At 71.5% G+C, this 12179-nt stretch carries 9 protein-coding genes; 6 read left to right on the forward strand and 3 right to left on the reverse strand.

Features of this window, described 5'->3' with window-relative positions; all coding sequences use genetic code 11:
* The first annotated feature begins 15 nt into the window (after nt 1-15).
* Nucleotides 16-3582 carry a cobaltochelatase subunit CobN gene (cobN, locus tag ACIQWX_RS30290; RefSeq protein ID WP_400878106.1) on the forward strand — a complete coding sequence of 1189 codons (3567 nt, stop codon included), beginning with the start codon at nt 16-18 and terminating at the stop codon, nt 3580-3582.
* Here cobN and ACIQWX_RS30295 read toward each other — a convergent pair whose 3' ends face one another.
* Nucleotides 3583-4338 carry a hypothetical protein gene (locus ACIQWX_RS30295; protein WP_400878109.1) on the reverse strand — a complete coding sequence of 252 codons (756 nt, stop codon included), beginning with the start codon at nt 4336-4338 and terminating at the stop codon, nt 3583-3585. It lies immediately after the preceding gene.
* 58 nt (nt 4339-4396) lie between these two features.
* Between ACIQWX_RS30295 and ACIQWX_RS30300 the strand changes: the two genes are divergently transcribed.
* The 4 genes from ACIQWX_RS30300 (at nt 4397) to ACIQWX_RS30315 (ending at nt 9358) form a co-directional block, all read left to right on the forward strand.
* A complete protein-coding gene (locus tag ACIQWX_RS30300; protein WP_400878112.1) occupies nt 4397-6232 on the forward strand; it encodes an ArnT family glycosyltransferase in 1836 nt (611 codons plus the stop codon).
* Nucleotides 6233-6267: 35 nt separating this feature from the next.
* Nucleotides 6268-6924: a response regulator transcription factor gene (locus ACIQWX_RS30305; RefSeq protein WP_400878115.1), complete on the forward strand. Its 657-nt coding sequence runs from the start codon at nt 6268-6270 to the stop codon at nt 6922-6924.
* Nucleotides 6921-8003 (forward strand): sensor histidine kinase, encoded by a 1083-nt coding sequence (locus ACIQWX_RS30310; protein ID WP_400878118.1) that lies wholly within the window; start codon nt 6921-6923, stop codon nt 8001-8003. Before ACIQWX_RS30305 ends, ACIQWX_RS30310 begins: the two co-directional genes overlap by 4 nt.
* 146 nt (nt 8004-8149) lie before the next feature.
* Nucleotides 8150-9358 (forward strand): chitinase, encoded by a 1209-nt coding sequence (locus ACIQWX_RS30315; RefSeq protein WP_400878120.1) that lies wholly within the window; start codon nt 8150-8152, stop codon nt 9356-9358.
* A 4-nt stretch (nt 9359-9362) separates the two neighbouring features.
* On the opposite strand, the gene ACIQWX_RS30320 is transcribed toward ACIQWX_RS30315, so the two are convergent.
* Nucleotides 9363-10454 (reverse strand): dihydrofolate reductase family protein, encoded by a 1092-nt coding sequence (locus ACIQWX_RS30320; protein WP_400878123.1) that lies wholly within the window; start codon nt 10452-10454, stop codon nt 9363-9365.
* 86 nt (nt 10455-10540) lie between these two features.
* On the opposite strand from ACIQWX_RS30320, the gene ACIQWX_RS30325 reads away from it, so the two are divergent.
* Entirely contained in the window at nt 10541-10792 is a 252-nt protein-coding gene (locus tag ACIQWX_RS30325) for a hypothetical protein (protein ID WP_400878126.1), read from the forward strand.
* Nucleotides 10793-10929: 137 nt separating this feature from the next.
* Here ACIQWX_RS30325 and ACIQWX_RS30330 read toward each other — a convergent pair whose 3' ends face one another.
* Nucleotides 10930-12162 carry an aldehyde dehydrogenase family protein gene (locus tag ACIQWX_RS30330; RefSeq protein WP_400878129.1) on the reverse strand — a complete coding sequence of 411 codons (1233 nt, stop codon included), beginning with the start codon at nt 12160-12162 and terminating at the stop codon, nt 10930-10932.
* Nucleotides 12163-12179 lie beyond the last annotated feature (17 nt).

Genomic DNA, 12179 nt, shown 5'->3' on the forward strand with positions numbered 1-12179 from the left:
CCGAGGAGGAACCTCGTGATCCTGCTTCTGTCCACTTCGGACACCGACCTGCTCAGCGCCCGTTCGGCCGAGGGCTCCTACCGGCTGGCGAACCCGTCGCGCATCGACGTCGCTTCGCTGCCGGGCCTGCTCGAGGGCGTGCGGATCGTGGTCGTCCGCATCCTCGGCACCCCGCGGACCTGGCAGGACGGCCTGGACACGCTGCGGGCGTCGGGCGCGCACGTCGTCGTGCTGGGCGGGGAGCAGACGCCCGACGCCGAGCTGATGAAGCTCTCGACCGTCCCGATCGGCATCGCCGCCGAGGCCCACGCCTACCTCGCGCAGGGCGGCCCGGAGAACCTCACTCAGCTGCACCGGTTCCTCTCCGACACGCTCCTGCTGACCGGCGACGGCTTCGAGCCGCCCGTCCAGCAGCCTTCGTGGGGCGTGCTCGAACGTCCTGCCCCGGCCTCCGGCGGTCCGGTCATCGGGATCCTCTACTACCGGGCCCACCACCTGTCCGGGAACACGAACTTCGTGCACGCCCTCGCCGACGAGATCGAAGCGGCGGGCGGGCGCGCGTTGCCGATTTACTGTGCTTCGCTGCGTACGCGCGAGCCGGAAATGATGGCGGAGCTGGGGAAGGTCGACGCCCTGCTGGTCACGGTGCTCGCGGCGGGCGGCACCCGGCCGTCCGAGGTGGGTGCCGGGGGCGACGACGAGGCGTGGGACGTCGCCGAGATGGCCGCGCTCGACGTCCCGATCCTGCAGGCGCTGTGCCTGACCAGCGACCGCGAGACGTGGGCGGCCAACGACGACGGCCTGTCGCCGCTCGACGCCGGCAACCAGATGGCCGTCCCGGAGTTCGACGGGCGGCTGATCACGGTGCCGTTCTCATTCAAGGAGCTGGACGAGGACGGTCTCCCCCGGTACGTGCCGGACGCCGAGCGCGCGTCCCGCGTCGCCCGGATCGCGCTGGCGCACGCCCGGCTTCGGCACACGCCTCCGGCGTCTCGACGCGTGGCTTTGATGCTGTCCGCGTACCCGACGAAGCACTCCCGCGTCGGCAACGCGGTCGGACTGGACACGCCGGCGTCGGCGATCGAGCTGCTGCGGCGGATGCGCGCTGTGGGGTACGACCTCGGTCCGGACGCTTTCCCCGGCGTCGACCCGACCGGCACCGACCAGCCCGACGGCGACGCGCTGATCCACGCGTTGATCGCGGCCGGTGGGCAGGACCCGGAGTGGCTGACGGAGGAGCAGCTGTCCGGCAACCCGATCCGAGTGCCCGCTTCCCGGTATCGCGAGTGGTTCTCGGAACTGCCGGCCGAACTGCGTGACGGCGTCGAGGAGCACTGGGGTCCGGCGCCCGGTGAGCTGTACGTCGACAACGGCGACATCGTGCTGGCGTCGCTGCAGAGCGGCAACGTGATCATCATGATCCAGCCGCCGCGCGGGTTCGGCGAGAACCCCGTCGCGATCTACCACAACCCGGACCTGCCGCCGAGCCACCACTACCTCGCCGCGTACCGCTGGCTGGAGGAGGAGTTCGGCGCGCACGCGGTCGTCCACCTCGGCAAGCACGGGTCCCTCGAATGGCTGCCGGGCAAGACGGCCGGGCTGTCGGCGTCGTGCGCGCCCGACGCCGTCCTCGGGAACCTGCCGCTGATCTACCCGTTCCTGATCAACGACCCAGGCGAGGGCGCGCAGGCGAAGCGGCGGGCGCACGCGACGATCGTCGACCACCTGATCCCGCCGATGGCACGCGCGGAGTCGTACGGCGACCTGGCGCGGCTGGAGCAGCTGCTCGACGAGCACGCGAACATCGCGGCGATGGACCCGGCGAAGCTGCCGGCGATCCGCGCCCAGATCTGGACGTTGATCCAGGCGGCGAAGCTGGACCACGACCTCGGCGTCGGCGAGCGTCCGCACGACGCGGAGTTCGACGACTTCCTGCTGCACATCGACGGCTGGCTGTGCGAGGTCAAGGACGCGCAGATCCGCGACGGGCTCCACGTCCTGGGTTCGGCGCCTACCGGCGAAGCGCGGGTCAACCTGGTGCTGGCGATGCTGCGCGCGTCCCAGATGTGGGGCGGCAAGCAAGGCGCGGTGCCGGGCCTGCGATCCGCGCTGGGCTTGAAGGAAGACGCACCACTGTCCGATGTGGACGCTGTCGAAACCACGGCGCGCGAGCTCGTCCAGACGATGGAGATGCGGAGCTGGGACGCCACCGCGGTCGCCTCGGTGGCGCCGAACCCCGACGTCGCTCGCGTGCTTTCGTTCGCGGCCGAGGAGATCGTGCCCCGGCTGGCGGGGACGACGGCCGAACTGGACGCGGTGCTGCACGCGCTGGACGGCGGGTACATCCCGGCGGGGCCGAGCGGGTCGCCGTTGCGCGGGCTGGTGAACGTGCTGCCGACGGGCCGCAACTTCTACACGGTCGACCCGAAGGCCATCCCGAGCCGGCTGGCGTGGGAGACGGGCCAAGCGCTGGCGGACTCGCTGCTTCGCCGCTATCGCGAAGACAACGGCGATTGGCCGCGCTCGGTCGGGTTGTCGGTGTGGGGGACGTCGGCGATGCGCACGTCCGGCGACGACGCGGCGGAAGTCCTGGCGCTGCTGGGCGTCCAGCCGGTGTGGGACGAAGCCTCGCGGCGGGTGACGGGCATCGAGGCCATTCCGCTGGCGGAGCTGGGCCGTCCCCGCATCGACGTGACGATCCGGATCAGCGGCTTCTTCCGGGACGCGTTCCCGCACGTGATCACGCTGCTCGACGACGCGGTGCGCCTGGTGGCCTCTTTGGACGAACCGTCGTCGGAGAACTTCGTCCGGGCGCACGTGGCCGACGACTTGGCCACGCACGGCGATTCCCGTCGCGCGACGACGCGGATCTTCGGCTCGAAGCCGGGCGCGTACGGCGCGGGCCTGCTGCCGTTGATGGACAGCGGAAACTGGCGTGACGATAAGGATTTGGCGGAGGTGTACGCGGTCTGGGGCGGTTTCGCGTACGGCCGCGATTTGGACGGCCGCCCGGCGCGCGAGGACATGGAGAGTTCGTACAAGCGCATCGTGGTGGCGGCCAAGAACACGGACACGCGCGAGCACGACATCGCGGACTCGGACGACTACTTCCAGTACCACGGCGGGATGATCGCCACGGTCCGAGCGTTGACGGGCACGGCTCCGACGTCCTACGTGGGCGACAGCACGTCCCCGGACGCGGTCCGCACACGGACGTTGGGCGAGGAGACGGCCCGCGTGTTCCGGGCACGAGTGGTGAACCCGCGTTGGCTGGCCGCGATGCGACGTCACGGCTACAAGGGAGCGTTCGAGCTGGCGGCCACAGTGGACTACCTGTTCGGCTTCGACGCGACGGCCGGCGTCGTCGGGGACTGGATGTACGAGAAGCTGACCGAGTCGTACGTGCTGGACGAGGTGAACCAGGAGTTCCTGCGGCAGGCCAATCCGTGGGCGTTGCGCGGGATCGTGGAGCGGTTGAACGAGGCAGCGGACCGGGGACTGTGGGAGGAGCCGGACCCCGCGCTGCTGGAGAAGATGCGCGAGGTCTACCTGTCCCTGGAAGGTGACCTCGAGTCGGAGTGATCAGCCGTGCCACCGGACGGCTTGGGTGACGGTACCGACGAGACGATCAACGGTTCGGGCAGCGAACGTTCCGGAGTGCCGGCCTCGCTCGTGTTCGGCGGTGACGAGGCCGGCGACTTCGGCCCATGTCAGCCATGCACAGCATTCCGGCACCCGAGCTCGCAGCTCCTCGAGCGGCCACGGGTGGGGAGCGGCCTTGGCGTAGACGGCTTCCAAGTTCGCGGCGACCGCCTCGGCGACCTCGAACCGCCCGCTCCGGCCCCTGATGGCAACCGGCGGCGCCGTACCCAAGACGAGAAGCAACAGTGGTGTGCGCTCTCCCGCGGCGGCGGTGACCGCGACGTACTCACGCGCCAGCTGCTCCGGCCCGAACGTGCCTGCACGGATGGCCTTCGCCTCGACCAGGACGAGGCTGCTCGGCGAGGTGATCGTCGCGTCCGGCTGCACAACCAGATCGGCCTTTCCGCGGGCCGTTCGGCTGAGCACGTACTCGTCGGGCAAGAAGACGAGTTCGGCGTCTTCGGCTTCATCGGCGGCGCGACCGACCGCGGTGGAGGCGCCGTGCGCGTGGCGGAGAACGTTGCCGAGGTAAGCACCACGCGGCAAGTAGTCCAGAGCGGTGAGGACTTCCGCGGTGAGGACGTTCTCCTTGCCGCGGCCGCCGTCACGGTACTTGACGACCGACCTGCCCTCCCACGAAATCTCCTCCAACAGGCGGGACAGCGGGGTGCGGGGCAGATCGCCGGGAGTGGTCACCCGGGCCACTCTAATCCGGAAACGCCCGGGAAACGCGGGCCCGAGTTGGGTGAGCGGCATGATCACCGCCGCTCCCCCGAAGACCCGCTCCTGGGCGCTCCCACTCGTTTGCCTCGGCGCCGCCGTGCTCTACGCCTGGAAGATCGGCGACGGCCAGCTCGGGAACACCTACTACGCCGCCGCCGTCAAGTCGATGACGGAGTCCTTTCCCAACTTCCTCTTCGGCTCCTTCGATCCCTACGGCGTCGTCACGGTCGACAAACCGCCTTTCGCGCTTTGGCCGCAAGCGCTGTCCGTGCTGGTCTTCGGCTACCACGGCTGGGCGCTGCTGCTGCCCCAGGTCCTCGAAGGCGTCGCGGCGGTGTTCCTCCTGCACCGCACCGTCCGGATCTGGGCCGGCGAAAACGTCGCCCTCCTGGCCGCCGCGATCCTCGCGCTGACGCCCGTCACCGTCATCATCAACCGCGACAACAACCCCGACACCCTGCTCGTCCTCTTCCTCGTCGCCGCCGTGTACGCGCTCACCCACGCGCTCCGCGACGGCCGGAAATGGCTGTGGTGGTGCGCCTTCTTCGTCGGCTGTGGCTTCCTGACCAAGATGCTGCAGGCGTGGATCATCGTTCCCGCGCTGGTCGCCGCGTACCTCGCCGGGACGAGCGGGCCGCTGCGACGCCGTCTGCTCGACGTCCTCGGCGCCGGCCTCGTGCTCGTCGTTTCGTCGTTCTGGTGGATCGCGCTGTACGACTGGTGGCCCGGCGCCAAGCCCTACATGGGCGGCAGCGAAGACGGCTCCGCGTGGAACCTCGTCTTCGGCTACAACGGCTTCGGCCGCCTCTCCGGCAACGGCGAGGGTGGCGGCATGATGATCATGCGCAACGGTCAGCAGACGATGTCGTCCTTCGGTGGCGACCCCGGGCCGGGCCGGATGTTCAACGACCTGGTCGGCGGCCAGATTTCGTGGCTGCTGCCGCTGTCCCTCGTCGTCCTGGCCGTCATCGGCCGCCGGTGGCGTGACGCCGGCTGGCTGCTCTGGGGCGGCTGGCTGCTCGTGACGGCCGTCGTCTTCAGCTTCGCCGGTGGCATCTGGCACCCGTACTACACGACGGCGATGGCGCCGGCCGTCGCCGCGGTGTCCGCCGCCGGACTGGCGCTGCTGTGGCGCCGGCACCGGCGGACCCTGCTCCCCGCGGTCATCCTGCTCAGCGCGGCCTGGGCGTTCGTGCTGGCTTCGCGCGACACGTCGTTCTACGGCTGGACGCGCTGGGCCGTCATCGGCACCGCTGTCGCCGCCGTTGTCGGCCTGGTGGTCACCCGCGACCGGTGGACGCTCGTTGCCGCGCTCGTGCCGCTGCTGCTCACGCCCGCCGTGTGGTCCTACGTCGCCGCGCAGAGCACGTCGGCCGGGACGCTGCCCGCCGCCGGCCCCGCCACGGGTCCGGGCGCGCCGCCTCCGCCGTCGCCCGGCGGCCAAGGACCAGCGCCGCGGATGATCCTCTCCGGCGGTGACGGCACCGCCACGCTGTCCGACGAGCAACGCCGCATCCTCGACTACGCCCGCCGCGACGGCACCGAGATCACCCTGGCGGTGAACGCCGAAGCGGGCGCGGTCGCGCCGTTCCTCATCGATTCCGACGCGACCGTGATCGGCATGGGCGGCTTCGGCGGCCGCGACGACGCGCCGTCCGTCGCGCAGCTCGACCGCTGGCTCGCGGAAGGAAAGCTGCGGTTCGTGCTGAGCGGCGCCGGCACTCGGCCCGGGCCGCCGCGGAGCCCGGTCCAGGGCGAGCGCCAACGCTGGATCGAAGGACACTGCACGGTCGTCGACCCGGCCGCGTACAGCGGGTCCGGTCCGATGCGGGCCGTCGGCGGCGCGGACACGCTCTACCGGTGCTAACGGCGAGGAAACACCGCCGCGGCGATCATCGGGGCATGCGGGTGCTGGTGGTGGAGGACGAGCCGATGCTCGCGGACGCGATCGCGGAGTGGCTGCGCGACGAGTCGCACGCGGTCGACGTCGCCCACGACGGCGGTGCGGCGCTCGACCGGATCGCCGTCCACGACTACGACGTCGTCGTGCTCGACCGCGACCTGCCGGTCGTGCACGGCGACGACGTCTGCCGCCGGGTGGTGGCGTCCGAGGCGGCGACGCGGGTGCTGATGCTCACCGCGGCCGTCGAGGTCACCGACCGCGTCACGGGACTGTCCCTCGGCGCCGACGACTACCTGACGAAGCCGTTCGCCTTCCCCGAGCTGGCCGCGCGCATCCAGTCGCTGGGGCGGCGCTGCCGTCCGGCCGCGCCACCGGTCCTGCGCCGCTCCGGCGTCACGCTGGACCCGGCGCGGCACGAGGTGTTCCGCGACGGGCGCTACCTGCCACTGTCCAAAAAGGAGTTCGCGGTGCTCGCCGAGCTGCTGCGCGCGGACGGCGCGGCCGTGTCCGCCGAGCACCTGCTGGAGAAGGCGTGGGACGAGCACGCGGACCCGTTCACCGGCGCGGTCCGGCTCACCATCCTCAAGCTGCGCCGCAAGCTCGGCGACCCGCCGCTGGTGGAGACGGTCACCGGCGTCGGCTACCGGCTCCGGTGAGCCTCCGGCTGCGGCTGACCGTGTTGTACGGCGGCCTGTTCCTGCTGGCGGGCGGCGTGCTGCTGGGCGTGACGTACCTGCTGTTCACCCAGCAGGTCGGCCGGCGGGTGACGGTGATCTCGGGCAGCCCGCCGCCGGACTTGCCCGGGTTGCCGTCGCTCGAGGCGCTCGACGAGCAGGCCCGGCAGGTGCGCGCGGCAGCGGCGACGTCGCTGCTGACGCAGGGCGCAATCGCGCTCGGCGCGGTGGCGGTGCTGGCGGCCGGCCTCGGCTGGCTGGTGGCGGGCCGCGCGCTGGCGCCGTTGCGCAAGGTCACGGACACCGCCCGCGGCATCGCGGCGGCGGCCGACCCGGGCGGCCACGCGCGGATCGCGTTGCGCGGCCCGGCCGACGAGGTGAAGGACCTCGCCGACGCGTTCGACGTGATGGTCGAGCGCCTGGACCGGTCGTTCGACGCGCAACGCCGGTTCGTCGCGAACGCGTCGCACGAGCTGCGCACGCCGCTGACGTTGAACAGGTCGTTGGTCGAGGTGGCGATGCACCGCCGCACGGCCTCGGCCGACGTCCGTGACCTCGGGGGCAAGCTGCTGGAGATCAACGCGCGGCACGAGAGGCTGATCAGCGGGTTGCTGCTGCTGGCCCGCTCGGAGAGCGCGCTGACGGAACGGTGTCCGGTGGACCTGGCGGCGGTGGTCGCGCACGTGGTCCCGCCGGAGGTGCGCGCGGACCTCGGCGAGGCGACGGCGCTGGGTGACGCGCTGATGCTGGAGCGGCTGGCGCACAACCTGGTGGAGAACGGCCTCCGCCACAACGTGCCGGAGGGGTGGGTCCGCGTGACGACCCGGTCGGTGGGGGGACGGGTGGAGTTGGAGGTGGCGAACAGCGGGCCGGTGATCCCGCCGTCGGAGGTGCCGGCGCTGTTCGACCCGTTCCACCGGCGGGCCAGGGTGGCCGCGGAGGGCGCGGGGCTGGGGTTGTCGATCGTGCGCTCGGTGGCACACGCGCACGGCGGCGAGGTCGTGGCGACGGCGCGGCCGGAAGGTGGCTTGGTCGTGGTCGTGACGCTGCCGCGAGGGTGACCTTCTCACCTGCTCCCCGGACGAATATCGGATATTGCGGCGCTTTTCGCCCGTCGTTCGACAGTAACCGACGATCGCGTCTTGACTTCGTCAATGGTCTAGTCCAATAGTTTGTCCACCCTCGAACCCCACCGGGAGGACAGATCATGCGCCGGAGCAGACTGGCCGCCATCGGGCTCGCCGCCGCCACTTTCGCCGCCACCGCCGTGAGCCTCGTGCTCGGTGCGCCGTCGGCCACCGCGGCGTTGAGCAACAACTGGTACGCCGCCGCGCCCTACCTGATGCCCGTGAGCAACAACCCGCCCGACCCGATCACCGTGATGAACGCGACCGGGCTCAAGGCGTTCCAGCTGGCGTTCATCCTCGCGCCCAACGGCGGCGGCTGCAGCCCGACCTGGGACGGCACCAACGCGGTGTCCTCCGACACCACCGTCGCGAACGTGATCTCGCGCATCCGCTCCAACGGCGGCGACGTCTCGGTGTCCGTCGGCGGTTACGGCGGCACGAAGCTCGGCCAGACCTGCGGGAACGTGGCCGCGACGGCCGCCGCCTACCAGCAGGTCATCACCAAGTACTCGCTCAAGGCGATCGACTTCGACCTCGAAGAGCCCGAGTACGAGAACACCGCGGCCATCGCGAACGAGCTCGGCGCGGCGAAGACGTTGCAGGCCAACAACCCCGGCCTGTTCGTGTCGGTGACCATGCCCGGCACCGCGGCCGGCACCGGCTGGTTCGGCACGCAGCTGATCGACCAGGCCAAGTCGATCGGCTTCACACCCAACAACTTCTCGATCATGCCGTTCGACGGCGGCTTCAACGGCGGCTCGTCGCAGGTGTCGGCGCTGGAAGCACTGCACGGCCTGCTCATGTCGCACATGGGCTGGGACAGCGCGACCGCGTACTCGCACGAGGGCTTCTCCGGCATGAACGGCAAGTCGGACGCCTCCGAGATGTTCTACACGGCGGACTTCCAGACGGTCTACGACTACGCGACCAGCCACGGCCTCGGCCGCTTCACGTTCTGGTCGGTCAACCGCGACCGCGCCTGCGTCGGGACGACCGACAACGGCGTGTGCAGCAACGTCCCCCAGAACGACTGGGACTTCACGAAGTTCAGCGTCCGGTTCGCCGGCGCGACCCCGCCGCAGACGACGCCGACCCAGCCGACGACGACCCCGACCACCCCGGGCGGCGGCTCCTGCACCGCGGCGGAGTGGGACCGGACGAAGGTCTACGTCAAGGACAACGCCGTCTCGCACAACGGCCACAAGTGGACGGCCAAGTGGTGGACGCAGGGCGAAGAGCCCGGCACCACCGGCGAATGGGGCGTCTGGGCGGACAACGGCGCCTGCTGAGTGTTCAGAATGTGAGGTGGGTGTTCTCGCGCTGGACCTCCGGGGTCAGCGCGGGAACCTCCACGACGTGCCGCCCGGCTTCACGCAGCAGCTCGGTCCCCCGGGCGTCGACGAAGACGGGCGGCTCGCGCCACGCGAAGACGACCCGCGGGATCCCGGCGTCGAGGATGAGCTGCGTGCAGCTGCGCGGGTGGGAGCTGCGGTGGCTGCACGGCTCCAGCGAGCTGTACATCGTCGCGCCGGCCAGACGTGGATCGCCGGCGCACTTGGCGAGCGCGGCTTCTTCGGCGTGGTTGAGCGGGTCGCCCTCGCCGGAATGCCCGGTCGCGACGACGTCGCCGTCGACATCGGTGATGACGGCGCCGACCCGGAAGGTGTGGCTCGGCGGGCATTCGGCGGCGAGCGCGATGGCTTCCCGCAGACGCGCGATGTCCCGGCCGGCCGGCTCGTCCGCCGCGCGGTACCGCAGGATGGCCATTCCCTGCAGTTCTTCCGCGCTCGTGAGGACCAGCGGACGCGGGTAGAGCCCGGGCCCGACGAACCGCGGCGCGTCCGGCTGCCCGACGAAGAACGGCGCGATCGCGAGCCGCAGCTCGTCGGCGAGACCTTCGGTGAGGAACCCGGTGTGGATCCCGCCGCCGCCTTCGACCAGCAGGTTTTCGATGCCGCGCGCGCCGAGGTCGTCCAGGATCCGCGCGAATTCGGGCGGATTTCCGGCGTCGACGACGGTGGCGACGTGCTTGAGCGCGTCGGCGGCGCCCGGCGGGGCGTAGACGATCTTTTCGGTGTCCCCGACGGTGAAGAACTGCGCGTCCGGGTCGAGGCCGCGGGTGGTCGCGGTGACCTTGACGGGTTGTTCGGGCTTCCCGCGTTCGACGCGCTGTCGCCGCAGCTCCGCGGACCGCACGAGCAGCCGCGGGTTGTCGGCCCGCACGGTCCCGGCGCCGACGAAGATCGCGTCGGCCTCGGCCCGCAACCGGTCCACGACGGCGAAGTCGTCCTCAGTGGACAGCACGAGCCGCTCGGGCGAGGTGTCGTCGAGGAAGCCGTCGAGCGACTGCGCGGCGGACAGCAGGACGTGCGGCCGGGTGATCACCGGGCCCAGTATGCCGTAACGCCTTCGGCGGTCCGGGCGTCTCACGACGTATCCCTGTCGAGCCCATCCCCCGGAGCTTTCTGAACATGACAACGCGAGGCTGGTACAAGGAGCGGACGCTGACCACGGTCGACACGGTCGGCCGCGAGGTGTCGGTGACGACCGGGCTCACCCGCGACCCGGAGGGCCGCCTGGTGGCGGCCATAGCGATCAGCGACGGCCCGACGGCGATCTACCGGTACGCGGGCGAGGTGGCAGAGGGCACGGAACTGGTGCTGAACGCGGCGGACACGGTGAAGGAACTCCGCCGGCTGGCGAACATGGGGCCGACGATCTAACCGGGTAGCGGGAGCGGCCGCGCCGGCTGCGTTCGGCGCAGTACTGCCCTTCCCCTCCGGGGGCGAGTGTGCACGGCACGGCCGCGGCAGTCCCTCGGCCTGCGCGGGAGCCCGCTCGTCCGCGCAGGTCGTGACCGTCAGGCGGGCAGGACCGCGTACTGGCGGACGTACAGGTCCGTGTACGTCACCGGGCCCCGGGGGCCGGGGACCTTGTCGAGGTTGATGCCGGTCTCCGGGACCGCCAGCAGCTTGAAGCCGTCGAGGAGGCGGGTCGGGGCGTTCCAGAACACGCCCGTGCCCGTGTAGCCGTCGAAGAACGCGTCGGCCGCCGACGTGTCCTCCGTTGCGATGCCCGCCGCCAGGCCCGAGGTCTGCTCGTTGGCGATCTCGACCGCGTCGGCGAGGGCGCCGACCTTGGCCACCGTCACCGTCGCCTCGCGGTCGGAGTCCAGCGCCCACTCGTAGCCGATCGCGTGCTCGTGCGGGGCCAGCGACGGGGTGACCCCGCGCTCGGCCAGCGCGTCGGCGATGCCCGGCCAGACGTCGTCGTGGATGCCCTCGTGGATGAGGAGCAGGTTCAGCCGATTGCACACCCCCAGCCGGTCAAGGCTCGCGAAGACGAGGTCACGCGCCTTCGTGACGTCCGCGCCGCGGTCGACGTACAGGACGCCGCCGCCGTCGGCGTGGGCCAGCGTGCGCACGCCGTGGACGGCCGCTTCGGTGGCCAGCGCCCGGGTGCTGTCGCCGCTGCCGCGCAGGATCACCAGCGGGACCAGGTTCGGCAGCCGGACCAGCGCGGACGCCGCCTCGCGCTCGACCCGCGGCACCAGCTGGACGCAGTCGGCGTCGATGCCGGCCTCGGTCAGCGCCGGGGCGATGACGACCTCGCGCAGCCGCTGCGCCGAGCCGAGCGCGGCCGAGCCGGTGCGCAGCACGCCGCCGTTGCGCGACTTGACCAGCTGCGACGCCACGTCGACGGTCACGTTCGGCCGCGCCTCGTAGTTCGCGCCGATGACGCCGACCGGGCGTCGCCGCTCGACCAGCTTCAGCCCGCCGTCCAGCGTGGACACGTCGACCGAGCGCTCCTGGTGCGGGGCGCCGGCGAGCAGCCGCAGCTGCTCGGCCATGCCGGTCAGGCGCTCCGGGGTGATGGTGAGCCGGTCGAGCAGACCGGCGCTCATCCCGTCGGCCTTCGCACGCTCGACGTCGGCCTGGTTCGCCTCCAGGATCTCGTCGCGGTGGGCGAGCAGCCGCTCGGCCATCCCGGTCAAGGCGGCGTCGACGGCTTCGGCACTCGCGGCGGCGAGCGACGGCGCGGCCAGCTTCGCCGCCCGTGCGCACTCCTCCACGGCCTTGGCGACCTCGTCCATCGTTCGTCTCCCTCCGC

The sequence above is a fragment of the Amycolatopsis sp. NPDC098790 genome (genome assembly GCF_044759945.1).
GTDB lineage: Bacteria > Actinomycetota > Actinomycetes > Mycobacteriales > Pseudonocardiaceae > Amycolatopsis.